At 28.6% G+C, this 25,068-nt stretch carries 23 protein-coding genes; 13 read left to right on the top strand and 10 right to left on the bottom strand.

Features of this window, described 5'->3' with window-relative positions; genetic code table 11:
- Positions 1-28: 28 nt before the first annotated feature.
- Positions 29-1,303, top strand: a complete 1,275-nt coding sequence (argH, locus tag MC378_RS02100; protein ID WP_242177059.1) for an argininosuccinate lyase — start codon at positions 29-31, stop codon at positions 1,301-1,303.
- A 28-nt stretch (positions 1,304-1,331) separates the two neighbouring features.
- Here the strand turns inward: argH and MC378_RS02095 are convergent, their stop codons facing one another.
- The 5 genes from MC378_RS02095 to MC378_RS02075 are packed head-to-tail and all read right to left on the bottom strand — an operon-like array spanning position 1,332 to position 5,737.
- Positions 1,332-2,024, bottom strand: coding sequence for a lycopene cyclase domain-containing protein (locus MC378_RS02095; protein ID WP_242177058.1), 693 nt, complete (start codon positions 2,022-2,024; stop codon positions 1,332-1,334).
- A complete protein-coding gene (locus MC378_RS02090; protein WP_242177057.1) occupies positions 2,024-2,473 on the bottom strand; it encodes a sterol desaturase family protein in 450 nt (149 codons plus the stop codon). Before MC378_RS02090 ends, MC378_RS02095 begins: the two co-directional genes overlap by 1 nt.
- Positions 2,473-3,315: a phytoene/squalene synthase family protein gene (locus tag MC378_RS02085; protein WP_242177056.1), complete on the bottom strand. Its 843-nt coding sequence runs from the start codon at positions 3,313-3,315 to the stop codon at positions 2,473-2,475. The genes MC378_RS02090 and MC378_RS02085 overlap by 1 nt, the downstream gene beginning before the upstream one ends.
- 1 nt (position 3,316) lies before the next feature.
- A complete protein-coding gene (locus MC378_RS02080; protein ID WP_242177055.1) occupies positions 3,317-4,783 on the bottom strand; it encodes a phytoene desaturase family protein in 1,467 nt (488 codons plus the stop codon).
- Between the two features lie 60 nt (positions 4,784-4,843).
- Positions 4,844-5,737: a MerR family transcriptional regulator gene (locus MC378_RS02075; RefSeq protein ID WP_242177054.1), complete on the bottom strand. Its 894-nt coding sequence runs from the start codon at positions 5,735-5,737 to the stop codon at positions 4,844-4,846.
- Between the two features lie 108 nt (positions 5,738-5,845).
- Here MC378_RS02075 and MC378_RS02070 point away from each other — a divergent pair, with 108 nt between their 5' ends.
- Complete coding sequence (locus MC378_RS02070; protein WP_242177053.1) at positions 5,846-6,340, top strand: RNA polymerase sigma factor; 495 nt, start codon at positions 5,846-5,848, stop codon at positions 6,338-6,340.
- A 2-nt stretch (positions 6,341-6,342) separates the two neighbouring features.
- The gene (locus MC378_RS02065) at positions 6,343-6,957 is read left to right on the top strand and encodes a hypothetical protein (protein ID WP_242177052.1); all 615 of its coding nucleotides are present in this window, start codon (positions 6,343-6,345) and stop codon (positions 6,955-6,957) included.
- A gap of 5 nt (positions 6,958-6,962) precedes the next feature.
- On the opposite strand, the gene MC378_RS02060 is transcribed toward MC378_RS02065, so the two are convergent.
- Together MC378_RS02060 and MC378_RS02055 are read right to left on the bottom strand one after the other, a co-directional pair.
- A complete protein-coding gene (locus tag MC378_RS02060; protein WP_242177051.1) occupies positions 6,963-7,985 on the bottom strand; it encodes a threonine aldolase family protein in 1,023 nt (340 codons plus the stop codon).
- Between the two features lie 10 nt (positions 7,986-7,995).
- Positions 7,996-10,419 carry a zinc-dependent metalloprotease gene (locus MC378_RS02055; RefSeq protein ID WP_242177050.1) on the bottom strand — a complete coding sequence of 808 codons (2,424 nt, stop codon included), beginning with the start codon at positions 10,417-10,419 and terminating at the stop codon, positions 7,996-7,998.
- A gap of 87 nt (positions 10,420-10,506) precedes the next feature.
- Between MC378_RS02055 and prfB the strand changes: the two genes are divergently transcribed.
- The 4 genes from prfB (at position 10,507) to MC378_RS02035 (ending at position 16,187) form a co-directional block, all read left to right on the top strand.
- Positions 10,507-11,598: a peptide chain release factor 2 gene (prfB, locus tag MC378_RS02050; RefSeq protein WP_242177049.1), complete on the top strand. Its 1,092-nt coding sequence runs from the start codon at positions 10,507-10,509 to the stop codon at positions 11,596-11,598.
- Positions 11,582-13,276, top strand: coding sequence for a phosphoethanolamine transferase (locus tag MC378_RS02045; RefSeq protein ID WP_242177048.1), 1,695 nt, complete (start codon positions 11,582-11,584; stop codon positions 13,274-13,276). Before prfB ends, MC378_RS02045 begins: the two co-directional genes overlap by 17 nt.
- Positions 13,276-13,617: an arsenate reductase (glutaredoxin) gene (gene arsC, locus MC378_RS02040; protein WP_242177047.1), complete on the top strand. Its 342-nt coding sequence runs from the start codon at positions 13,276-13,278 to the stop codon at positions 13,615-13,617. The genes MC378_RS02045 and arsC overlap by 1 nt, the downstream gene beginning before the upstream one ends.
- 101 nt (positions 13,618-13,718) lie before the next feature.
- A complete protein-coding gene (locus tag MC378_RS02035) occupies positions 13,719-16,187 on the top strand; it encodes a TonB-dependent receptor (protein ID WP_242177046.1) in 2,469 nt (822 codons plus the stop codon).
- 154 nt (positions 16,188-16,341) lie between these two features.
- On the opposite strand, the gene MC378_RS02030 is transcribed toward MC378_RS02035, so the two are convergent.
- Positions 16,342-16,515: a hypothetical protein gene (locus MC378_RS02030; protein WP_242177045.1), complete on the bottom strand. Its 174-nt coding sequence runs from the start codon at positions 16,513-16,515 to the stop codon at positions 16,342-16,344.
- Between the two features lie 159 nt (positions 16,516-16,674).
- Here MC378_RS02030 and fumC point away from each other — a divergent pair, with 159 nt between their 5' ends.
- From fumC to hutI, 3 genes are all read left to right on the top strand, one after another.
- Positions 16,675-18,072: a class II fumarate hydratase gene (fumC, locus tag MC378_RS02025; RefSeq protein WP_242177044.1), complete on the top strand. Its 1,398-nt coding sequence runs from the start codon at positions 16,675-16,677 to the stop codon at positions 18,070-18,072.
- 8 nt (positions 18,073-18,080) lie between these two features.
- Positions 18,081-18,554 carry a nucleoside deaminase gene (locus MC378_RS02020; protein WP_242177043.1) on the top strand — a complete coding sequence of 158 codons (474 nt, stop codon included), beginning with the start codon at positions 18,081-18,083 and terminating at the stop codon, positions 18,552-18,554.
- A gap of 80 nt (positions 18,555-18,634) precedes the next feature.
- Positions 18,635-19,873: an imidazolonepropionase gene (hutI, locus tag MC378_RS02015; protein WP_242177042.1), complete on the top strand. Its 1,239-nt coding sequence runs from the start codon at positions 18,635-18,637 to the stop codon at positions 19,871-19,873.
- Between the two features lie 16 nt (positions 19,874-19,889).
- On the opposite strand, the gene MC378_RS02010 is transcribed toward hutI, so the two are convergent.
- Positions 19,890-22,355, bottom strand: coding sequence for a GumC family protein (locus MC378_RS02010; protein ID WP_242177041.1), 2,466 nt, complete (start codon positions 22,353-22,355; stop codon positions 19,890-19,892).
- An 8-nt stretch (positions 22,356-22,363) separates the two neighbouring features.
- The gene (locus tag MC378_RS02005) at positions 22,364-23,158 is read right to left on the bottom strand and encodes a polysaccharide biosynthesis/export family protein (protein ID WP_242177040.1); all 795 of its coding nucleotides are present in this window, start codon (positions 23,156-23,158) and stop codon (positions 22,364-22,366) included.
- Positions 23,159-23,246: 88 nt separating this feature from the next.
- On the opposite strand from MC378_RS02005, the gene MC378_RS02000 reads away from it, so the two are divergent.
- From MC378_RS02000 to MC378_RS01990, 3 genes are all read left to right on the top strand, one after another.
- A complete protein-coding gene (locus tag MC378_RS02000) occupies positions 23,247-24,020 on the top strand; it encodes an O-methyltransferase (RefSeq protein ID WP_274704087.1) in 774 nt (257 codons plus the stop codon).
- Between the two features lie 57 nt (positions 24,021-24,077).
- Complete coding sequence (locus tag MC378_RS01995) at positions 24,078-24,650, top strand: cob(I)yrinic acid a,c-diamide adenosyltransferase (protein ID WP_242177039.1); 573 nt, start codon at positions 24,078-24,080, stop codon at positions 24,648-24,650.
- 169 nt (positions 24,651-24,819) lie between these two features.
- On the top strand, positions 24,820-25,041 hold the full coding sequence (locus tag MC378_RS01990) for a DUF2795 domain-containing protein (RefSeq protein ID WP_015479930.1): 222 nt from the start codon (positions 24,820-24,822) through the stop codon (positions 25,039-25,041).
- The last annotated feature ends 27 nt before the right edge of the window (positions 25,042-25,068 follow it).

The raw sequence follows: 25,068 nt of genomic DNA, 5'->3' as shown, positions 1-25,068 counted from the left end.
TCTAAATTTTAAAATAAAATTTACAAATATGAAACTTTGGGATAAAGGATTTTCAATAGATCAACAAATAGAAAAATTTACCGTAGGTAATGATAGAGAAATTGATATGCATATTGCAAAATATGACGTTCAAGCTTCTTTAGCGCATGCGATAATGTTAGCATCTATTGGCATTATTACTGCTGATGAATTGAAAGATTTAAAAAGAGGATTACAAGAATTAGCAGATGACATAGAAAATGGAACTTTTATTATTGAAGCTTCTTTTGAAGATGTACACTCTAAAATTGAATGGGAATTAACCCATAAATTAGGTGAAGTAGGTAAAAAAATTCACACTGCTCGTTCTAGAAACGATCAAGTTTTGGTGGCTCTTCAATTGTACTACAAGGAGAACTTAGCTGTTATAAATGATAAAACAAAAACGTTATTTGATACACTTTTAGCTTTAGCAGAAACACATAAAGAAAGTTTATTACCTGGTTATACACATTTACAAGTGGCAATGCCATCATCTTTCGGATTATGGTTCTCTGCCTATGCAGAATTGTTAATTGATGATGTATATGTATTAAATGCAGTTTCTAGAGTTGTAGATCAAAATCCGTTAGGATCTGCTGCGGGTTACGGTTCTTCTTTTCCTATTGATCGAGAATTAACTACCAAAGAATTAGAGTTTGCAACCATGAAATACAATGTGGTTGCTGCCCAATTAAGTCGTGGTAAAAGCGAGCGTTCTATTGCTTCTGCCTTAGGCGGATTGTGTAATACCATGTCTCGATTTGCAATGGATGTTTGTTTATATATGAGTCAGAATTTTGGTTTTATCACTTTTCCAGACGAATTAACAACAGGAAGTAGCATAATGCCACACAAGAAAAATCCAGATGTTTTTGAATTGATCCGTGGAAAATGTAATAAAATTCAAGCTTTACATACAGAAATGGTGCTAATTACCAATAATTTACCAACAGGATATCACAGAGATTTTCAATTATTAAAAGAAAACATTATCAATGCATTTGAAGATGTTAAAGATATTTTAGACATTTTTAATTATGCAATTCAACAAGTTATTGTAAAAGATATTGATTTAAACGATGAAAAATATCAATATTTATTTACAGTTGATAGCATCAATAATTTAGTAGTTGAAGGCATGTCCTTTAGAGAAGCTTATCAACAAATTGGAGGTCAAGTACAAGCAGGAACTTACAAACCAGATTTAGGGAAACAACATACACATGTAGGAAGTATTCATAATTTATCATTAGATAAAATTAGAAAGAAATATCCAAAGTAGAAAATAAGCAAATATTAAAACCACTAATTTATTTATGAATTTGTGGTTTTTTTTTGAACTTTTCTATCAATAAAATATTTAAAAAAATCATGGTAAAAGCATAACCAATATCCTCAATAGGTATTGTTAACAAACGAATTCCTAAGTTTTCTGCATTGTTATACCAAACAACAGGTTCATCAATTCCTGTGCCAGTTAAAACTCCGTTTACTATAAAAAATGGAAGTAAAATAATCAAAAACGAAAGATAAAATCGTTGTAAATCTTTTATTCCAAAGAAAAAGCCCATCAATAGAACAAAAACTAAAAAAATATAATTTACAAAAGTATAAGCTTTATCCGTATTCATAAAAATTACAGGAAGTAAAATCACAATAAAAAATAAAGTAATCGACTTAGTAACCTTTTCTGAAATCACCAAATTAGGTTTAAAGTATGCTAATGAATAATGAATAAATATACTTGCATACGGAATACAAAAGAAAAACATCCATTCATCTATTGGCATTCCAAAAAGTAAAATATTTAAGTGATAATCCGGATTAAAACCCCAAATACCCCTGGCTGTAAAAATTCCATCCCAAATTAAAAAAATAATGGAAACGATTGTTAACGATAAGAAAACAGATTTCCAATGTTTAATAAATCGCATTTTTTTCTCAAAAGAATATAAAAATGGAATACTAAAAGAACCTAAATTCAAAAGTAAATATAAAAGCATTAGATTTTGGGTTTTTTAAAATATTTTAAAGGAACAAACAACATTCCAAAACATTCGCCTTCTTCTTTTCCTAAATGTTTGTGATGCATTTTATGTCCTTTTCTCAATCCTTTTAAATAACGATTATTGGTATGTTTAAACCATTTAAAACGTTGATGTATTAACACATCGTGTACTAAGAAATAAGCAATTCCATAAAACAAAATCCCGAGCCCTATAAAAAATAAATAAGTGTGTGATGTATAGGTCCCAAAATAGAAAAGTAAAATACTTGGTATTGCAAAAACAATAAAATAAGCATCGTTTTTCTCAAAAATTCCTTGATATTTAGGTTGATGATGATCTGCATGTAAATACCATCCAAAACCGTGCATCACAAACTTGTGCGTTAGCCAAGTAACACATTCCATCAACAAAAAAACACCCAAAGTAATTAATGCATATATCATTAAATAATGTTTAATTTATATTTTACGTAACTTCTTGCTAATAAATTAATTTTCATAGGATTGGAAATACGAATTCGGGTATCCATAATCTTTTCTGATGGAACTTTCTTTAACTTTTTTAAGAGCCTTTTATAATATCTATATGCCATATACACCCCAAATTTGGCTTCTACAGGTAATTTAAGAATTCCGTTTTTATAGGCAAAATCAAAATCTCCTTCAATTTCATCAATAATCAGTTGTTTTGAAACAGCGTCTAATTCACCCAAATTTATATTCGGAAAATAAGAGCGATTCAATACTTCAAAATCATCTTTTAAATCGCGTAAAAAATTAACTTTTTGAAAAGCAGACCCCAATCGCATTGCGGCATTTTTTAACTCTTCGTATCTTTTTTCATCACCATCAACAAAAACTTTTAAACACATTAAACCAACCACATCTGCAGAACCATAAATATAAGCATCATATTCTTCTTTGGTTTGATATTCTGCTTTATACAAATCTGCTTTCATACTCTTTAAGAAAGCTTGTACCATTTCATCAGGAATTTTATACCTATTTACCGTTTGCTGAAAAGAATTTAAAATAGGGTTTAAGCTAATTCCGTGTTTTTTTGAAAGATAATAATCTCTCTCAAAATGTTGCATCAATTCTTCTTTATTATAATCATGAAAAGTATCTACAATTTCATCAGCAAAACGCACAAAACCATAAATATTATATATATCTGTTCTAATTTTTGGTGATAACATATTTACCGCCAAAGAAAAAGAAGTACTATATTTCTTTGTAACTAACTTACTACAATCATTAGAAACACTATCAAATAACTCTTTCATATTATTGTTGATTTTTAATGATTAATTCAGAGGCTAATTTTCCAGAAATTAAAGCTGGCGGAACTCCTGGTCCGGGAACCGTTAACTGTCCTGTAAAATACAAATTTTTTACTTTACTACTTTTTATTTTTGGCCTTAAAAATGCGGTTTGTAAAAGCGTATTTGCCATTCCATATGCATTTCCTTTATAAGAATTGTATTCACTTTTAAAATCATTTACACAAAATGATTTTTTAAATAACACATTTTCTTTTACTTTTTGATTGGTTAATTTCTCAAATCTATCTAAAATTTTATGAAAATATTCTTCTCTTAGTTCATCTGTATCTACGATTCCTGGTGCTAGAGGAATTAAAAAAAAACCAGCTTCTTTTCCTTCTGGAGCCGAAGTTTTATCTGTAATTGAAGTGAAATTTGCATAAAACAATGGATCTGTAGGCCATTTTGGATTGTCATAAATTTCTTTTGCATGTAAATCAAAATCTGAGTCAAAAAATAAGGTATGATGACTTACATTTTCTATTTTTTTATCAAAACCAACATAAAATAATAAGGATGAAGGTGCAAAGGTTTTATTGCTCCAATAATTCTCAGAATATTGTCTTACTTTTTTATCTAATAAGGTTTCTGTATGGTGGTAATCTGCTCCACTTAAAACCAAATTTGTTTTAATTTCTTTTCCATTCACCAACAAACCAGTAACATTTTTTGAAGTATCGGTTATTATTTTTTCAACATTCGCATTGGTTTTAAATTGTACGCCTAAACTTTCTGCTAAAGAAATCATTCCTTCTATCACTTTATACATACCTCCTCTTGGATGCCAAGTTCCTAAACCAAAATCGGCATAATTCATAAAATTATAAAAAGCAGGTGTATTGCTTGGTTTTGCTCCTAAAAATAATACAGGGAATTCTAAAATTTTGATTAATTTATGATTCTTAATATTTTTTCTGACTTGTTTTTTGATAGTTGAAAAAAACTGAGAAACTCTTGCAATGGTTGTAGTATTTACCAATTCTAATGGAGAGACTCCGGGTTGATACACCAAATCTTTAATTGCTGTATCATAATTTGCTTTTGCAGAATCTAAAAACGTTTTTAAATGCTTACTACTTCCTTTTTCTTCCTCTTCAAAAAGCTGATAAATCTCTTCTAATTTACTGGATATTTTTAATGATGAATTTTCTCCAAAATACACTTCGTATCCGGGATTTAATTTATCTAACACGTAATAATCGGATGGTTTTTTATCAAAATCCGCAAAAAAACGTTCAAAAACATCTGGCATCCAATACCAAGAAGGTCCAATATCAAACGTAAATCCCTCTTTTTTATATTGCCTTGCTCTCCCCCCTAAACTATCATTTTTCTCTAAAACAGTAACCTTATAACCAGATTTAGCTAAGTAAGAAGATGCCGCTAAAGCCGAAAAACCAGAACCAATTATATATACTTCTTTTCTCATATTTATTTTTGTTTAACAAATATACAAAAAAATTAAACAAAAATAAGTATTTCAATACAATTACAATTCTTTTAACACGTCTAATATTGAAGAATGAAAGGTGATTTTTGATGAAAATTTATTTCTATTTAATAATCCTACTTTTTTACCAGTAGCAATCATTTTATGATTAGTATTTTCTAAAACATGATTTATTTGATTAAAATATTCTTCAACTTTATCATCAAAGGGCATAATGGTAAGTGAGGTAATAAAACAAATTTCTTTATCATTCTTTAAAAAATGATCTAAGTTATTTAAAGGCAAACTTTGACCTAAATAAATAGTATGATATCCTCTTAAAACAAGTTCATAATTTATATATAATAATCCTAGTTCGTGCACTTCGTTTTCAGGCAAAAACAAAACAAATATTTTATCTGATTCAGAAATATTATATTGTAATCTTTCTGTATTAATTTGAATTTTTTGGGCAATTAAATTTGAAATAAAATGCTCATGAGCAGGAAGTAGTGTTTCTGTTTGCCACAACATTCCAATGTGATTTAAAAAAGGAATAAAAACTTCTTTAAAAATTTCTCTAAACGTTTTCTTCTGTTGTAATTTATGAAATGTTTTATTAAAAATAACTTTATCAAACTGAAGCATTGATAATTTCAATGAATTTATAGCTTCATCATTTACAGCAACATTAAAAGCTAATTCTCTAGACTTAAGAAGAATTTCCTCATTAGACATAGCAGCTATTTTAGAAATCTTAAAATTGTTATTATTTAATAAAACAATATTTAAAAGTTTCTGTAAATTTTCATTTGAATAATATCTAATATTAGTATTGGTTCTTTTTGGGGTAAGTAAATTATAGCGTTTTTCCCAGATTCTAATTGTATGAGCTTTGATTCCAGAAATATTTTCTAGGTCTTTAATAGTAAAATCTTGCTTAATATTGTTCAATATAATTGATTTATTATTCAACAAAGTTAAATAAATTAATTTTAGTTCAATTAATTTGTAACATTTTATAGTTTTACGCTACTAATAAGTAACTAACCAAACTAGCAAGTGCAAAAAGATTTAGAAGATAAATTTTTATCGGACTTTGAAAAAAATCAAAATATTGCTCATAAAATTTGTAGAATATATACTACAAATAATGATGCTCATAAAGATTTATTTCAAGAGATAACTATACAGCTTTGGAAAAATTATCCAAAATTTAGAGGTGATTCTAAGTTTAGCACCTGGATGTATAGAGTAGCTTTAAATACAGCTATTTCACTGTACAGAAAATCTACCAGAACGGTAAAAACGCAAGATATTAGTGATTTTGCTTATAAAATTAAATCTACGGATTATGATGATACTGAAGAGTTACAATTAAAAGCATTATATAAAGCAATTCATCAATTGAATGATATTGATAAAGCTCTTATTTTCTTATACTTAGAAGACAAGCCTTATAAAGAAATTTCTGAAACATTAGGGATTTCTAGTGTAAATGCAAGAGTAAAAATGAACAGAGCTAAAGAAAAATTAAAAAACATTTTAAACCCATAATTATGGATTTATTAGAAAATTATAAAAAAGCGTGGGGCAATCAACCCGAAGAAACCAATAAACTTTCTGCTTTAGAAATTTACAAATTGGCGCAATCTAAATCTTCTTCAATTGTAAAATGGATATTTATTATTGGTATTCTTGAGTTTGTAGTTTTAAATTCTTTGTACTTTTTTGTAGATATGGAAGAAGCTTACAATGAGTATAAAAAAATTGGATTAGAAAATTTTATACACTATTCTCAAGTCTTAGCCTACGTAATTATATTCTATTACTTGGTTCTGTTTTATTTAAACTATCAAAAAATATCTACTTCAGATTCTACTAGAGTTTTAATGAAAAAAATTATTAAAACTAGAAAAACAGTTAGAAACTATGTTCTTTTTAATTTAAGTTATATGGCAATTACAATGATTATTGTAATGGTAGCTGAAATAAATTTAAAGATTGAAGAATTAAATACAAAACAAATATTGCTAATTATTTTATTAACATTAGTAATAACTATAATTGGTTTAGGAATCTTATGGTTATTCTACCAATTACTTTATGGAATTTTACTAAAAAAATTAAATAGGAACTATAAAGAATTAGCCAAATTGAATAACATAGATTAACTCTTTTAGTTAAAATTTTTTAACTCTTTTAGAAGGATTTCATGCATCTCATTAGTATAATCTATATGCGTAACAATTCTTATTTTCCCTTCTCCCATAGGAGTTAATAGAATATTTTTAGTTTCCATTTTTTTAATGAAATTTGTATCACCAATTTTCTTATCAACATAAAAAATTACAATATTTGTTTCAATCGGTTCTACTTTTGTAACATAAGAAACAGTTGCTAACACGGCTCCTATTTCTTTTGCTTTTTGATGATCTTCTGCTAATCTTTCTACGTGATTATCTAAAGCATATATACCTGCTGCAGCTAAAAAACCAACTTGTCTCATTCCACCACCTAACAATTTTCTAAGTCTTAAAGCATGTTTGATATCTTTTTTAGAACCTAATAAAAGAGAACCAATTGGTGCTCCTAATCCTTTTGATAAACATATAGAAATTGTATCAAATAAGGCTCCATATTGTTTTGGAGTTTCATTTTTTGCTACCAAAGCATTAAATAAACGTGCGCCATCTAAATGAAAACCTAAATTATTTTCTTTAGCAACTTTTTGTATTTTTTTTATTTCTTCAAAATCCCAACAAGCACCTCCGCCTTTATTTGTAGTATTTTCTATGCAAACGAGTTTCGTATAAGGCAAATAAATTTCGGGTTGTACAGCTGCCATTTCTTCCATTTGATTCGCTGTAAACATACCTCTATTACCATCTACTAACTTACAAGTAACACCAGAATTAAAAGCTACTCCACCACTTTCATAATTATAAATATGTGCATATTTATCACAAATCACTAAATCTCCAGGTTGTGTATGTAGTTTTATAGCAGCTTGATTTGCCATGGTTCCAGAAGGAAAAAAAAGCGCATCTTCCATTCCAAATAATTTTGCCGCTTTTTCTTGCAATGCATTTACCGTTGGATCCATTTTAAAAACATCATCACCAACTTCTGCATTCATCATTGCTGCCAACATCTCTTTTGTTGGCTTAGTTACTGTATCTGAAATTAAATCTATTATCATTTCTGTTTTTTTAATATTTATAATCAGTCCCAATAGGAGAACCATCTGGAATTTTTGGTGCTCCTTTTTTTGTAAATTTCATTGGGTTTTTCTCAAAATCATCAATCATTTTGATCATTGAATTATCATATATTTTTTGAACTCCAATTGACTTTTTATTTTGTAAAATTAATTTGATATCCCCCAGCTTAGATAATACAATTGCATTTACCTGTTTGTATTGATTTTTGTAGGATGCCAAATAAAATAATTGTTCTAAAACCTTACTATTAATTACATTTTGCAGTTCTTGATAGTAATTATCTTTATGAGATTTTTTTAAGGTTTTAGCTATCAATTCATCCAACAACTCCTCTAAACCTAATTGTCTTTTATTTAAACTTTTATGTACAATTAATCGAGAAGCTCTTTGTGGATTTAATAACAAATTCAATGTCATTTCACTTGCCGTTTCTACTGCTCCAAAAGCATCAAACTCAACACCTAAATTACTTTTAAAAGATTCTCGACTTCTACCATATCCCATTGCTCTTGGTGGAAATAATGCTAATTTTTCTTTTGGTATGGCAATTTCATCAACTGCAATTGTTTTTAAAACAGCTTGTAGAGCAATTCTTTCTATTGTTCCCGAAACTCTTTTTACAATGGTTCCTTTTCCTCCTTTAACAGCATAACTATACTCTAAACCTCCTATAATTTTAACAGTTGCTTCTGTCTGAAATCTATGAAAAAAATACAGAGGAACAAATACATCTTCTAATACAGAATACGGTTGATCTGTTTTTATATTATCCGTAGAAAAATTAACAATTGCTGTTCTTCTAATTTTTAAAACATTGTATAATTCATCGTAAATATTATCACCATTATCGCACAAATGAGCAGAAACACTTGCACTTCCTTGAGGCCTAGCATCAGCATCTGATAAATACTTTAATCCTTTTGCAGTTGCATTTTCTAAAATGCTATTTAATTCTTTCTCTTCATTTTTCAGGAAATCTTGATAAAAATAAGCTACAATTACTTTATCCCAAGCCCCTATTTTAGTATCATAAGCATCCGAAAAATCTATACTTCCATCATCTTTTAAACTAAATTTAGGATGCGGATAATCCATTACAGAAGCCCTACCATTTGTACTTGCAGCAAAGTTATGCGCAAACCCTAAAGTATGTCCAATTTCATGTGCAGACAATTGTCTAATTCTTGCAACTGCCATTTCTAAAGCAAAATCATCAGCTGTGTTATTATTTACATAAGGAGCTTGTAATGCTTGCGCAATTAAGAAATCTTGACGAATTCTTAAACTACCTAAACTAACATGACCTTTAATAATTTCTCCAGTTCTTGGATCAGAAATACTAGCACCATAACTCCAACCTCTTGTAGACCTATGTACCCATTGCACCATATTATATCGTATGTCTAAAGGATCTGCTCCTTTAGGTAACATTTTCATTTGAAAAGCATTTTTATAACCAATAGCTTCAAAAGCTTGATTCCACCAACTTCCACCTTCTAATAATGCTGAACGCACAGGTTCTGGAGTTCCTCTATCTAAATAATAAATAATTGGTTCTTTGGCTTCAGAAACAGTAGCATTTGGATTTTTCTTTTCTAAACGATGTCTATATATAAATTGTTTTTTAATTGACTGATTTACAAGTGTTGCATAATCTAAATAAGACATTGGATACCCTCCAGAACGAGGATCAAACTTTCTTGGTTTATACTTATTATCTGGTAATTCTACAAAAGAATGATGCTGATGTACAGTAACCAAGCTTGCATCTGGTGTTACACTTCTAATGTTGTATCCCTTAGGAGCACCTCTAAAAGTTAATAATACATCAAACTCTACGTTTTTAGGAAATGCTTTCGTTCTTTCTAAATGAAAAGCAGATTTATTTTTATCTAAACTGTAATTTCCTTGTTTACTTCTAGTCAACTTTGCAGAAACTCCATGTGCATCTCTCATCAAAAAATCAGTTGCATCAACTAAAAAAACACCTTTTTCCTCATTTTTAATCACAAAACCATGTAAAACTGATTTTGCAAATGCTTCTTTTACAGATTGCTTTTCTTCTTTATTATCAGTAATTGCTCTAAAATTTTGATTGGGCTGTATTAACAATAACTTATTTCCAGCTTTTTTAAAATGAACAACAACTCCTCCACCTAACTGACCTCTATCTAAACCAATATCATTAGATCCAATTCCTTCTGAAAGTGACCGTACATATAAAAAATCTGTTTCTAAATTATTTATTTGAAGAAAAATTTTATCTTTAGTATCATCATAATAAAAGGTAAAATACCCCTCGTATTTTGTAATTCCTTTTTGTAATTTATTACCAGTTTTATCTCTAAAGAATTGCGAAAATCCATCAACAGAAACAGTAATAACAAAAAGAAGAAGTAATAGTTTTTTCATGTCTGGTATATTTTCTATAAATCTATAAAATAACTATCACCTTTTAAAACAAGAAATCTTAAAATTTCATTTATTTTTGTTCAACTTATGATTACACAAGACCAACTTAAAGATATTGCAACAAGAATAGATAAATTAAAGTCTTATTTAGAAATAGATAAGAAGTTAATTGAAATAGCAAATGAAGAAGAAAAAACAGCCAACCCTGATTTTTGGAATGATCCAAAAGCTGCTGAGGTTATAATGAAAGAAATCCGTTTTAAGAAAAAATGGGTGGAAGACTATAATAAGGCAATATCTTTAAATGAAGATTTAAATGTACTTTATGAGTTCTTTAAAGAAGGTGAAGTTGAAGAAAGCGAATTAGAAGAACAGTTTGAAAAGACAAGTACTTTTTTAGAAGACATTGAATTTAAAAACATGCTTTCGGAAGAAGGAGATTCACTTTCTGCTGTTATACAAATTACTGCAGGTGCTGGAGGAACAGAAAGTTGTGATTGGGCAGAAATGCTTTTTAGAATGTATACAATGTGGTCTGAAAAACAAGGCTTTAAATTAAAAACTTTAAATTACCAAGCAGGAGACTCTGCAGGAATAAAAACTGTAACCGTAGAGATTGATGGAGATTATGCATTTGGTTGGCTTAAAGGAGAAAATGGTGTACATAGATTGGTACGTATCTCTCCGTTTGATTCGAATGCAAAGCGTCACACAAGTTTTGCTTCGGTGTATGTGTATCCGGTTGCAGATGATTCTATTGAAATTGAAATCAACCCTGCCGAAATAGAAATTACTACTGCACGCTCTAGTGGAGCTGGAGGGCAAAATGTAAATAAAGTTGAAACCAAAGTTCAATTAACCCACAAACCCACTGGCATACAAATTCAGTGTTCTAATTCTCGTTCTCAACACGATAACAGAGCTACAGCACTTCAAATGTTAAAATCTCAGTTATATGAAATTGAGCTTCAAAAACAACAAGCAGCAAGACAAGATATTGAAGCAAACAAAATGAAAAATGAATGGGGGAGTCAAATAAGAAATTATGTGATGCACCCATATAAATTAGTTAAAGATGTAAGAACTGCACACGAAACTGGAAATGTTGATGCAGTTATGGATGGAAATATCAATTCGTTTTTAAAAGCTTATCTAATGTTAAATGGACAAAAAAAATAATTCAAAAAAACAGTTTCTATATCTTACAATAATGATTCTTGTTGTAATGATTCCGAATCTTTTACTTGTTGTAATTGGTGAAGATTCTGTTGTAGCATCTCTTTTAAAAAAAATAGTCTTTGGCATTTTATGTTTTGCTATCGTTATTACGCCTTTAATTTTTTTAAAACCTAAATACTATAGTTGGTTTTCTATCATATTATTACCGCTAATTCTTTTTGAAACTTCTATAATTAATCATTTTAAAGCTCCATCATCAGAAGAAACTGTGGCTACTATTTTTCTTACAAATTATTATGAAATAGTTGAATTAGTGAGAGGTAATATTATTTCGAGTATTTGGGCTTTTGTTTTATTTATTCTTCTTGTATTTATCAGTTTTAAAACCAATAAAAATTTTAAGCTTAGTTTAAAAACAAAAAAAATAATTTTTACTTTTATTTTTAGCTTCTTTTCGGTTTTATACATTAGAAATTATATGGCTGCTAAAAAACTAAATAACAATAGAAAAGAAACATTTAGCGCTGCAAATTATTCACTAAAAGTACAATTAAACAAAGTTTTTCCTCTAGATATTTTATTTAAACTGAATGAAGCTTATAAAGGAATACAAGAGAAAAAAAATTATAAAAAAAGCATAGAAAAATTTCGTTTTAACACAACAAAAAAAGATACTCTAAACGATCAAGAAATTTATGTTTTGGTAATTGGTGAAACTGCAAGAAAACATAACTTTAGTCTATATAATTACTCTAGAAAAACATCGCCTAATTTAGATACACTTTCAAATGTTTTTGCCTTTAAAAACGCCAATACTACCGCAAATTTAACATCTCTAAGTATTCCGTTTATTTTTACCAGAGCAACCCCACAAAAACCACAACTTAAATTTACTGAACCTGCAATTATTAATGGCTACAAAGAAGCTGGTTTTAAAACTTATTGGATAAGCAACCAATCTACAGGCGTTGGTAGTGTTTTTGGTTTTTACTCTAGTTTAGCTGATGTTTACAAAAACACTTCTGTTTCGTTAGATGCAGCCAATTATGACGAAACATTATTTCCAGTCTTACAAGATATTTTAGATGATACTACAACTAAGAAAAAATTCATTGTAATTCATACCCTAGGAAGTCATTTTAGATATAATTATAGGTATCCAGATTCTTATCAAAAATTTAAACCTACATTAAACAGATCTTTATCAATAGAAAATACTAACGATATTTCTAAAAAGAAAGAATTAATAAATAGTTACGACAATTCTATTTTATACACAGATTATGTGATTAGCAATTTTATAAATCAAATTAAAAAACAAAATGCAGTATCATTTTTATATTATATTTCTGATCATGGAGAAAACTTATACGATGATGAAAACAAAAAACTCCTTCATGGTTATATAAATCCAACAAAATATGAAATTGAAGTTCCTCTTATTATTTGGACTTCAAAAAAATATAAAAAAGAATACACTAACAAAATTAGTAATTTAAACAAAAATATACACTCAAGAATTTCTTCAACAAATACATTTCATACATTATTAGATTTATCAAACATCCAATATCCAACAGAAAAATTAAGAAAAAGTTTTGTGAGTAATCAATTTGATTCTCTACAAATTAGATACTTTTATAGCACAAATAAAGAAATCTTAAAATTAGATAAATAATGATTAAAATATATCACAATAATAGATGTAGTAAATCTCGCTGCGGATTAGAAATTTTAGAAAAATCTGGAAAAGAATTTAAAATTGTAAAATATTTAGAAGACGTACCGTCAGCAAAAGAATTAAAAGAGATTATTAAGTTATTAAACATATCTCCTATAGATCTTGTAAGAAAAAACGAAAAAATATGGAAAGAAAATTATAAAGGAAAAGAATTATCTGATGATGAAATTGTAAACGCTATGATTAAAAACCCTAAATTAATAGAGCGTCCAATTGTAATCAATAACAATAAAGCCGTAATTGGTAGACCTACAGAAAGTATTTTGTCTATTATTTAACAACTTAAACTTTAGTCTTTCTTTAACGTTTCTTTAACTACACTAAATTAAAGTTAACAAGAACTTTGCATCTTTATAAGAATAACGATTCAAAGATCCATATGAAAAAAATTACACTATTAGTTTTCTGTCTATTTACAATCAATTTTTTATCTGCGCAAAGTCCTTCTGATGTAGAAAGCATTTCCATTACAGGTAAAGTTGTTGACTCAAACACCAATCAACCTTTAGAATATGCTACAATTGTTTTAAAGAACACCAAAACAAAAAAAGTAACAGGAGGAATTACAGATGAAAAAGGTTTATTTAGCATCAAAACTCCAAAAGGAAACTACGAAATTAGTGTAGAGTTTATATCATTTAAATCTACAAAACTACCAACACAAACTTTAACAGAAAATAAAAACTTTGGTACTATAAAACTTGTTGAAGATTCAAGTAGCTTAGATGAAGTGGTTATTATAGCTGAAAAATCTACAGTACAAATAAGATTAGACAAACGTATTTACAATGTAGGAAAAGACATGACAGTAAAAGGAGGAAATGCCTCTGATGTTTTAGACAATGTACCATCTGTAGATGTAGATGTAGAAGGAAATATTAGTTTAAGAGGAAGTGAAAATGTTAGGATTTTAATTGACGGAAAACCATCTGCATTGGTAGGTTTAAGTGGAGATGCATTAAAACAATTACCCGCAGAAGCAATAGAAAGAGTAGAAGTAATTACATCTCCATCTGCAAGATATGATGCAGAAGGAACTGCCGGTATTTTAAATATTATTCTAAGAAAAGGAAAAGTAACGGGTTTTAACGGTTCTCTTAACCTAAATGCTGGAAATCCAGATCAATTTCAAATCTCTCCTAACATTAATTATAGAACAAAAAAATATAACTTTTTTACAAATTTAGGGTATAGCTATAGAAAAGGTCCAGGTAGTTCTTTTACCGAATTAGAAGCATATTTTAACGGAACTTTACAAAATACAAGAACAGAAGAAAGAGAATTCGAAAGAAAAAACTCTGGATTTAACGGTAACTTTGGTTTAGAGTATTATTTAACTAAAAATAGCTCTATTACCGGTACATTCTTTATTAGAGATTCCGATAACGGAAGCACTTCTACAAACAATATTAATGTTTTAGATGCTATAAATAATACAAATACAAGTGATATTAGAATTCAAGATGAAGATGAATCTGATAAAACAAAACAATATTCTTTAAACTATACTAATAACATCAATGAGAAAGGACAAAAATTAACTTTAGACTTTCAATATAGTGATAGTGAAGAAACGGAAAGTGCCATCATAAATGATGCTTCAGGTATTGAAAATAATTTAACTACAGAAAAGTCTAAAAACACTTTACTTCAAGCAGATTATGTTTTACCTATTGGAGAAAAATCTCAATTCGAAGCAGGTTACCGTGGAGACTTTCAAGATTTAACTTCAGATTTTATAGTAACTCCAACTTTAAGTCCTGATCCCTCAAATAATTTAGTTTTCAATCAAAAAGTAAATGCTTTTTACACTCAATACGGAACTAAGTTCGATAAAATATCTCTTTTATTAGGCTTAAGAGCAGAAATTACGGATGTTAAAGTAAGACTTCTAAACACAAATGAAAACTTCGATTATAATTACAAAGAATTATTTCCAACAATAAATATAGGTTACGAGCAAACAGAAGACAGAAGTTATACATTAGGATACAGTAGACGATTAAGAAGACCTAGATTCTGGTATTTAAACCCTTTTGAATCTAGAAGTAGTCAAAATGTTATCTTTAAAGGTAATGCTGGATTAACACCAACATTTACCAATTCATTTGATTTAGGTTTCTTACAAAAACTAGGAAAGTTTACCATTAACTCTTCCATATATTATCAACACTCTACAGATGTTATTTCTAGAGTCTCTAGAGATGAAATTAGACCCGTAGGTCCTGGTGGAGAAAACGAAATTGTTACCATCAGAGAACCTATTAATTTAGCGTCAGAAGATAGATATGGATTTGAATTTACAGCAAATTATAATCCTTCTAAAAAATTGCGTTTTTCAGGTAGTTTCAATCTTTTTCAAATCGAGACTAACGGAAACTATTTATATCAAAAATATGAATTAGACAATTTTGGAAATGTTGTAACTACTCCAGAAGTTCAGAATTTAGATAACTCTAACGGAAGTTGGTTTGCAAGATTTAACTCTATGGTAAGTTTACCTGGTAAAATTCAATGGCAAACAAGATTGTTTTATAGAGGAGCTAACAAAACCGCACAATCAGATACAAAAGGCATATTTTCTACAAACTTAGCTTTTAGCAAAGACATTCTTAAAGATAAAGGTTCATTAGTATTAAATGTAAGCGATGTTTTTAATTCTAGAAAAAGACAATCTACTTCATACAACCCTAGTATAGACAACCCAACAAGTATAAATAATCAAGAATTTCAATGGAGGGTTCGTCAAATTTCTTTAAACTTTACATATCGTTTTAATCAAAAGAAGAAAATGGAAAAACCGGGAGGAGAAAATAATGATGGTGGTGGAGAAGAATTTGGTGGATAATCATTTGGGCGTTGAACGGGCTTTCCAATACAATCTTTAGCTCGTTCCTCGCAAAAGGATTTCCATTTCAATCCCTAACGCGCTCACTCAAACCCACAAAAAAACTCCTTCAAAAAATTGAACGAGTTTTTTATTTTAATATTATTTTTTTAAACTACTTCTCTTCAGCAGCTTTTCTTGCTTCTTTTTTTAATTTCATATTTTCCCAAATAGTTCCACCAATCCAATAAGGAACTACAAATGTTAATAAGAATATTAACAACCAAAATCCTGTTGTAAAAATAAACATGAATAAAACCAATCCTGAAAATTCTGAAAAATCTAACATTTGTCTCTTTTTGAAAAATTATTAATGCAAAAATAACACATATTTTCAAACTTTACCATCAAAAGTTAAAATTTTTCAACACTAATTAAAGTCGTTTGTTAATAAGGTTTTGTCATACTTTTTGTAAATTTGTACTTTCTTAATTTACACAATTATATCATGAAATACAGAATAGAAAAAGACACAATGGGACAAGTAAAAGTTCCTGCAGATAAATATTGGGGCGCACAAACAGAGCGTTCTAGAAACAATTTTAAAATTGGAGCCCCAGCATCTATGCCTTTAGAGATTGTTTATGGCTTTGCTTATTTAAAAAAAGCTGCTGCTTTTACCAATTGTGAATTAGGTGTTCTTGCTGAAGAAAAACGAGATTTAATTGCACAAGTTTGTGATGAAATTTTAGCTGGTAAATTAAATGATCAGTTTCCATTAGTTATCTGGCAAACAGGTTCTGGTACGCAATCTAACATGAATGTGAACGAAGTAATTGCCAACAGAGCACATGAAATTGCAGGAAATATTATTGGTGAAGGTGAAAAAACCATTCAACCAAATGATGATGTAAATAAATCACAATCATCAAATGATACATTTCCTACAGGAATGCACATTGCTGCTTATAAAAAAATTGTTGAAACTACAATTCCAGGAATTGAACAATTAAGAGATACTTTAAAAGCAAAATCTGAAGCATTTAAAGATGTTGTAAAAATTGGTAGAACACATTTAATGGATGCAACTCCACTTACTTTAGGTCAAGAATTTTCTGGATATGTCGCTCAATTAAATTTTGGTTTAAAAGCATTAAAAAATACTTTAGAACACCTATCTCAATTAGCTTTAGGAGGTACAGCAGTAGGTACAGGATTAAATACACCTACTGGATATGATGTTTTAGTTGCAAAATACATTGCAAAATTTACAGGAATGCCTTTTATAACAGCAGAAAATAAATTTGAAGCTTTAGCAGCACATGATGCTTTAGTAGAAACTCATGGAGCCTTAAAACAAATTGCAGTTTCTTTAAATAAAATTGCAAACGACATTAGAATGATGGCATCTGGACCAAGATCTGGAATTGGAGAAATCATAATTCCTGCAAACGAACCAGGTAGTTCTATTATGCCAGGAAAAGTAAATCCAACACAAGCAGAAGCAGTAACAATGGTGTGTGCACAAGTTATGGGTAATGACGTAGCGGTAACTGTTGGTGGAACCCAAGGGCATTATGAATTAAATGTTTTTAAACCAATGATGGCTGCAAACGTTCTACAATCTGCTCAATTAATTGGAGATGCTTGTGTTTCTTTTGATATAAATTGTGCTGCTGGAATTGAGCCTAATCAAAAAAGAATTACCGAATTAGTAAACAACTCTTTAATGTTAGTTACGGCTTTAAATACAAAAATAGGATACTATAAAGCTGCAGAAATAGCAAATACCGCACATACAAACGGAACAACCTTAAAAGAAGAAGCAGTACGTTTAGGATATGTGACTCCAGAACAATATGATGAGTGGGTAAAACCAGAAGAAATGACTGGAAGTTTAAAATAATAAAGAATATGACAAATCACGAAGAATTTATGAGTGAAGCTGTAAAAGCAGCTTTAAAAGGAATGAGTAATAATGAAGGTGGACCTTTTGGCTGCATCGTTGTTAAAGATGGAAAAATTATTGGACGTGGAAATAACAAAGTTACTTCAACAAATGACCCTACAGCACATGCAGAAGTTACTGCAATTAGAGATGCCTGTAAAAATATTGGCTCTTTTCAATTAGATGGTTGTGTTATTTACACTTCTTGCGAACCTTGCCCTATGTGTTTAGGTGCTATTTATTGGGCAAGACCTGATAAAGTTTTCTATGGAAGTAACCAAGTTGATGCCGCTAATATTGGTTTTGATGATGAGTTTATTTATAAAGAAATCCCACTCCCATATGAAAAAAGAAGTATTCCATTTGAACAAGTTGGGCGTGAAATTGCTCTAGAACCATTTCAAAAATGGTCTAAAAAACAAGATAAAATTGAATATTAAAACATCAATAATCCGAAGTCTCACTTCGGATTTTTTTATAAAGCAAATTATGTAATTTTGTAAAAAAATAAATTTTTCTAATGACACAGTTATTCATCAACATCAAAGAATTAGTTCAAGTTAGAGAAGCCTCTATAAAAAAAGTTTCTGGTAAAGAAATGAATATTTTACCAACTATTAAAAATGCCTTTTTAATAATTAAAGATGATATTATTTTCGACTACGGAAAAATGTCAGATTTAACAGAATGTAGTTTTGATAAAAAAGTTGATTGTTCTGACAAAATGATACTGCCAACTTGGTGCGATTCTCATACTCACATAGTCTATGCTGGAAATAGAGAACAGGAATTTGTAGATAGAATTAAAGGTTTATCTTATGAAGAAATTGCCAATAATGGAGGAGGAATTTTAAACTCTGCTAAAAAATTACAAGAATCTTCAGAAGAAGAATTATACCAACAATCTGCAAAAAGATTAGAAGAGGTTATTGTCTTAGGAACAGGTGCTATTGAAATAAAATCTGGTTATGGTTTAACTGTAGATGCTGAATTAAAAATGTTGCGAGTAATAAAAAAACTCAAAGAAAACTACAACATTCCAATAAAAGCAACTTTTTTAGGTGCACATGCAATACCTGCTGAATTTAAAAATAATAAAGAAGGTTATATCCATTTAATTATTGATGAAATGTTGCCAAAAATTGCAGCAGAAAATTTAGCCGATTTTGTTGATGTTTTTTGCGAAATTGGTTATTTTTCAGTTGATGATACAGATAGAATTTTATCTGCAGGAAAAAAATATGGATTGATTGCCAAAACACATGTTAATCAATTTAATTCTATAGAAGGTATAAAAGTATCTGTTAAATATAATGCTTTATCTGTAGATCATTTAGAAGTATTATCGGATAATGATTTAGAAATTTTAAAGAATGCAAATACAATTCCTGTGGCACTTCCTTCTTGTTCTTATTTTTTAAGCATTCCATACACACCCGCAAGAAAAATTATTGACGCAAACTTACCTTTAGCTTTAGCTACAGATTACAACCCTGGTTCTACTCCATCAGGAAACATGAATTTTGTTATTGCTACAGCTTGTATTAAAATGAAAATGACACCAGAAGAAGCCATAAATGCAGCAACCATAAATGGAGCTTTTGCAATGAATTTATCTAATGAAGTTGGTAGTATTACAAAAGGTAAAAAAGCCAATTTTTTCATCACCAAAAAAATACCTAGCTATAGTTTTATACCATATAGTTTTGGAAATAATCAAATTGAATCAGTGTATTTAAAAGGACAAAAAGCATCGTAAAAACGATGCTTTTTGATTAACTTTTTGGTTTTATAAAACTTATAATTTTAGAAAAAATTCCTTCGGTTTCTTCATTTTCATGATAACCATAGCCATACTTACCATATCCGTAGCCATATCCGTAACCATAACCATATCCGTAACCATATTTATTTTTAATAGAAAAGTCATTTAATACATAACTAATATTTGTAACTTCTTTATTTTTATATTTATCATCAATCATCTTCATCATTCCTTTTTCTGTATAGTTCTGACGAATAACATAAATAATTGCATCTGCATATTTAAATAATTCTAATGCATCAGAAACTAAACCTACTGGAGGTGTATCTATAATAACATAATCGTATTTTTTTTGTAACTCAAGAATCATATCTGAAGCTGTTTTATTTAGTAACAACTCTGAAGGATTTGGAGGTATAGGTCCAGAAATAATAACATCTAAATTAGGAACTTTAGTTGGTTTTATAATTTCATCTAAAGTTTTTTGATTAATTAAATGGTTAACAACTCCAACGTCATTTGCTAAATCAAAATCTCCATAAATTTTTGGTTTTCGTAAATCTAAACCAATCAAAACTGTTTTTTTTCCACTTAAAGCAAAAACAGTAGCCATATTAATAGAAATCATTGTCTTACCTTCACCACTCACAGATGAAGTCAATAACAGCGTTTTACATTCATCTGCCTTTGTATTTTTAAACAAAAATTGGATATTTGACCTAATAGCTCTAAAAGATTCTGCAACTGAAGATTTTGGACTTTCAAAAACAGCTAAATTGCTTTTACTTCTATTTCTACCAACAACACCTAAAACAGGAATTGCATAATTATGCTGTATTTCTTCTGCAGTATGTATTTTATTATCTAATACTTCTCTTATGATTATATAAAACAATGGAATTATGGTACCTAACATTAAAGCTACAAGGTTATTAAAACCAGGTTTAGGATATGTAAGTGACGCTTCTGTAGATCTTGCAGGATCTATTATTTTTACATCCGAAACATTGGCTGCAATTGCTGTACCTGCTTCGTAACTCTTTTGTTTTAAATAATTATAATTTATCTCTGAAAGTTGATAATTTCTTTCAAATTTCACCAAACCTTGTTCTCTTTTTGGTAATTTACTTAGTTCTTTATTATACTTAGCGATTCTTCTATTTAAACTATTTAATTTCCCCTTATTTATGGATAACAATGTTGCTATATTTTCTAAAAGGTTATTTTTTAAAATATCAATTTCACTATTTAATTTTTGTAGCGGTGGATAATTTTCTCTTACAGAATTTCTTAAAACTTCTCTTTCGGTAGACCTCTGAACTAGCTTTCCTATTTCTATACTTATTTTAGTATCTTGAACTTCTATTAATGCAGGTACCGGTATACTTTCTTGATTGTATTTATTGTGTGTTAATATATAATTTCTTAGGTTATTTAAATATCCTACACTTTCTGTTACCAACCTTCTCTCTTCATCTAAACTTATTGTTTTTTCATAAATTTGAGCACCTTCTATAGATAAATCATAAATGTTATTATTTTGCTTATAATTCCCTAACTCTTTTTCTATTTTTTTAAGACTATCTTCTTCCCTTAAAAGAAATTTATCTATATAGTTTTTTGTATTTCTAGCATATAGAATCTTTTGTTCTCTTTTATCTTTTTCTAGGATTTTAACGGTAGCATTTAAATAATCCTCAATCCTTTTTTTATTAGTCCCTTCTAAAGAAAGACTCAACATTGAAGCTGCTTTTGTAATGCTATTTACTCTAACATTTCTATATCCCCCTACAGTAGCATCAATACTTTTAAGATTTATAAAATATTTTTCACCTACTATAAAATTTTTAGTTTTTATAATTTTAAAATTAAAAAAAGGTGTTACAATATTCTCATCAACTATGTACTCTTTAGAAAAGTTAGGACTTTCCATTTCATAATTATTTAAAGTATTATTCGAATAATTTATGAGTTTCGTTGAAGTCGAATTTTCCAAATCAAAAGATAATTTAACCCTATCTTTTGCAAGAATTTCAACTTCTATAAGTTTATTAAATAACTGTGGTTTTTCTTTGTTTAATTCAATTATAAAAGGAGTTTCACCATAAACATCATTCAATCTATACCTTCCTTCTTTTAAATACTCAATGAAAAAATTAAGTGAATCTACTACTTTCTCATTGTGGGATCTTGATTTTAAAATCACTCTTACCGTTTCCACCTGATCACTTGCTCCCCCCCAATTAAAAGCAATATTAGTACCTGTAGAAAACAAGGGATTATTTTCTTCTTTCACAGAAATTGTAGTGCTTAAACTGTATCTTTTTTGTTTGTAACCATTTAAAAATTTAGCTACTATTAAGGCAATAACAATACTTATCAAAAACAGTTTCCAATAAGCCAATACTTTAAATAAATATCCCTTAACGTCAACATTTCCTTGACCAGAATTATGAAGCTTCATATTATTATTCATATAATTTTTTATAAATTTCTAGCTAAAATAATAGTTGAAGTTATTAAAGTAAAGATGGAAACTATGGTTGTTAAAGATTGTAAACCTGTGGTACCAGTACCCCAAGCTTTTTGTTTTAAAGGAATCACATTTATATAATCGTTAGGTTTGATATAAAATACCTCAGAATTAAAAGCATTGATGTTTGTTAAGTCTATATAAAACTTCTCTGTTCCTTCTTCTGTTTTTCTTATTACTTCTACAGATTTTCTGTTTCCAACATCAGTAATATCTCCAGAATTTGCTATAGCATCTATAATTGATACCTTATTTTGAAAAATAACTTTTGGTCCAGGACTATTAATTTCTCCTATAATGGTATATTTTATACCAGACAATTTCACTGAAACAAATAAGTTTTCGTTATCTCTTATATATTTTTCTCTTAATTCTTTTTCAATTTTTTTTCTAACTTCAACTTCTGTATATCCTAAAACATTAACTTCTCCTAAGGTAGGGATTCTAATATTTCCATAACTATCTACACTATAATCAGAAAAATATCCAGAGCTTCCAGCAAAATTTGAACTAACATTACCAGAATTCCCATCTGTTTTTTTAAAAATAGATACTAATTTTTCATCACTAGATTTAATAGAAATGTTAACCATGTCATCTACTTGCAATTTATAAGGAATATTATTTATCCGTTGAATTTCTTTGCTTGGAGTTGGGTTTCCTTGTAAATAAACCAAATCCTTACTGGGTACGCAAGAACTAATTATAATAGAAAATAAGACTACTAAGAGGGAGGTTTTCTTCATAAATTTAAACATCAATAAATACAAATATACTTTTTCTAAGTGGTTTCCTATAATTTTATTTTAATTTCGTATTCTTTTAATTCTAATAATGTATTATATTCTAGAATATTTCAAATTTATCCTTACAGCTAGTAATCAACATGGAGTACATTCTCCTTTTGTGTATAATTTAGTAACCAAATGTTTTTATAAAAAAACAGAACCAAATTTATGGACCTCTTATTTAAAAATCAGGCAAGAACTTTTAAACAATAAAAATAAAATAAAAGTTACTGATTTTGGTTCTGGATCTAAATTTTTTAAGAATAATGAACGTCAAATTTCTAAGATTGCAACTGTTGCAGGAATATCAAATAAAAAAGCAAAATTATGCATTCGTTTAGTCCAGTATTTTAAGCCTAAAAATGTTTTAGAAATTGGTACTTCTTTAGGTTTAGGAACATCTGCAATTAAAATTGGAAATAATGACGCTAAAATTACAACACTAGAAGGCTGCCCTGCAACTAGTGAAATTGCTCAAGAGTTATTTAATAGAAATCATTTAAAAAACATAAATATTCTTACCGGAAGTTTTCAAAAAACACTACCTAAAGTAACAGAAAACAACCAATTTAATTTAATTTATTTCGATGGTAATCATACAAAAAAAGCCACTTTAGAGTATTTTAATATTTGCTTACAAACAATAAACAATAACTCTATTTGGATATTTGATGATATTTATTGGAGTCCAGAAATGAAAGAAGCTTGGAATGCAATTAAACAGCATCCAAAAGTTAGGGTTACCGTAGATGTATTTCATTTTGGAATTGTGTTCTTTAGAGAAGAACAAGCAAAAGAAAATTTTAAGATCAGACTTTAACACTTTTTTAGAAAACAAACTTTGTAACTTTGATATTTCAATTTTCAAACTAAAAAAATGAAAATATATACGAAAACAGGAGATACAGGCACAACCGCTCTTTTTGGAGGATCTAGAGTAAAAAAATATAACTTACGTATAGAAAGTTATGGAAATGTTGATGAACTGAACTCATACATAGGTCTAATCAAAGACCAAAATATCAATATTTCTATTAAAGAATCTTTACTCAAAATTCAGAATGAATTATTTACTTTAGGAGCAATGTTAGCAACTCCTCCAGAAAAAGAAACTTTAAAAAACGGAAAAGAAAGATTAAACATTCCTAAAATTGATGAAAGCTCTATTTTATTTTTAGAAAATGAAATCGATAAAATGGATTCTGAGCTTCCTCAAATGACACATTTCATTCTCCCTGGAGGACATCAAACAGTGTCATTCTGTCACATTGCAAGATGTATCTGTAGGCGTGCAGAGCGCCTTTCTGTAGAATTAAATGACCAAGAAAATATAAATAATGACATCCTTAAATACTTAAACCGACTTTCTGACTATCTTTTTGTGTTGGCACGGAAATTGTCTAAAGATTTAGAAATAGAGGAAATCAAATGGATTCCTAAAAAAAATTAATAAGTTCTTATTTTATCGATTTGAAGAAATTTTGAATTTTATTTAATACTTAAACTACTAATTTTAAGCATTTAACAAAATAATCAAATAACTTCACTGTATATTTCTTAAAAAAGACTTGTATAATTCAGTAAAAAAATTATTTTTGCACAAAATTAAACATTAAGAAATGTATTGGACATTAGAATTAGCATCTTATTTAGCAGATGCGCCTTGGCCAGCAACCAAAGACGAGTTAATAGATTATGCTATTAGAACCGGAGCTCCTTTAGAAGTAGTAGAAAACCTACAAGATATTGAAGATGAAGGCGATGCATATGACTCAATTATTGAAATTTGGCCAGATTATCCTACCGAAGATGATTATCTTTGGAATGAGGATGAATACTAAACATAATAATAAAATATAAAAAGTCTC

The organism is Polaribacter marinus, assembly GCF_022662535.1.
Taxonomy (GTDB): domain Bacteria; phylum Bacteroidota; class Bacteroidia; order Flavobacteriales; family Flavobacteriaceae; genus Polaribacter; species Polaribacter marinus.
Note: the sequence above shows the minus strand (reverse complement) of the source record. Positions and strands in the feature narration are given on the sequence as shown.

What these genes read in the sequence shown, in the direction of transcription:
- argH (WP_242177059.1), top strand. Translation starts at nt 29, where the DNA reads ATGAAACTTTGGGATAAAGGATTTTCAATAGATCAACAAATAGAAAAA.
- MC378_RS02095 (WP_242177058.1), bottom strand. Translation starts at nt 2,024, where the DNA reads ATGCTTTTATATTTACTTTTGAATTTAGGTTCTTTTAGTATTCCATTT.
- MC378_RS02090 (WP_242177057.1), bottom strand. Translation starts at nt 2,473, where the DNA reads ATGATATATGCATTAATTACTTTGGGTGTTTTTTTGTTGATGGAATGT.
- MC378_RS02085 (WP_242177056.1), bottom strand. Translation starts at nt 3,315, where the DNA reads ATGAAAGAGTTATTTGATAGTGTTTCTAATGATTGTAGTAAGTTAGTT.
- MC378_RS02080 (WP_242177055.1), bottom strand. Translation starts at nt 4,783, where the DNA reads ATGAGAAAAGAAGTATATATAATTGGTTCTGGTTTTTCGGCTTTAGCG.
- MC378_RS02065 (WP_242177052.1), top strand. Translation starts at nt 6,343, where the DNA reads ATGGATTTATTAGAAAATTATAAAAAAGCGTGGGGCAATCAACCCGAA.
- MC378_RS02060 (WP_242177051.1), bottom strand. Translation starts at nt 7,985, where the DNA reads ATGATAATAGATTTAATTTCAGATACAGTAACTAAGCCAACAAAAGAG.
- MC378_RS02055 (WP_242177050.1), bottom strand. Translation starts at nt 10,419, where the DNA reads ATGAAAAAACTATTACTTCTTCTTTTTGTTATTACTGTTTCTGTTGAT.
- prfB (WP_242177049.1), top strand. Translation starts at nt 10,507, where the DNA reads ATGATTACACAAGACCAACTTAAAGATATTGCAACAAGAATAGATAAA.
- MC378_RS02045 (WP_242177048.1), top strand. Translation starts at nt 11,582, where the DNA reads ATGGACAAAAAAAATAATTCAAAAAAACAGTTTCTATATCTTACAATA.
- arsC (WP_242177047.1), top strand. Translation starts at nt 13,276, where the DNA reads ATGATTAAAATATATCACAATAATAGATGTAGTAAATCTCGCTGCGGA.
- MC378_RS02035 (WP_242177046.1), top strand. Translation starts at nt 13,719, where the DNA reads ATGAAAAAAATTACACTATTAGTTTTCTGTCTATTTACAATCAATTTT.
- MC378_RS02030 (WP_242177045.1), bottom strand. Translation starts at nt 16,515, where the DNA reads ATGTTAGATTTTTCAGAATTTTCAGGATTGGTTTTATTCATGTTTATT.
- fumC (WP_242177044.1), top strand. Translation starts at nt 16,675, where the DNA reads ATGAAATACAGAATAGAAAAAGACACAATGGGACAAGTAAAAGTTCCT.
- MC378_RS02020 (WP_242177043.1), top strand. Translation starts at nt 18,081, where the DNA reads ATGACAAATCACGAAGAATTTATGAGTGAAGCTGTAAAAGCAGCTTTA.
- hutI (WP_242177042.1), top strand. Translation starts at nt 18,635, where the DNA reads ATGACACAGTTATTCATCAACATCAAAGAATTAGTTCAAGTTAGAGAA.
- MC378_RS02010 (WP_242177041.1), bottom strand. Translation starts at nt 22,355, where the DNA reads ATGAATAATAATATGAAGCTTCATAATTCTGGTCAAGGAAATGTTGAC.
- MC378_RS02005 (WP_242177040.1), bottom strand. Translation starts at nt 23,158, where the DNA reads ATGAAGAAAACCTCCCTCTTAGTAGTCTTATTTTCTATTATAATTAGT.
- MC378_RS02000 (WP_274704087.1), top strand. Translation starts at nt 23,247, where the DNA reads ATGTATTATATTCTAGAATATTTCAAATTTATCCTTACAGCTAGTAAT.
- MC378_RS01995 (WP_242177039.1), top strand. Translation starts at nt 24,078, where the DNA reads ATGAAAATATATACGAAAACAGGAGATACAGGCACAACCGCTCTTTTT.
- MC378_RS01990 (WP_015479930.1), top strand. Translation starts at nt 24,820, where the DNA reads ATGTATTGGACATTAGAATTAGCATCTTATTTAGCAGATGCGCCTTGG.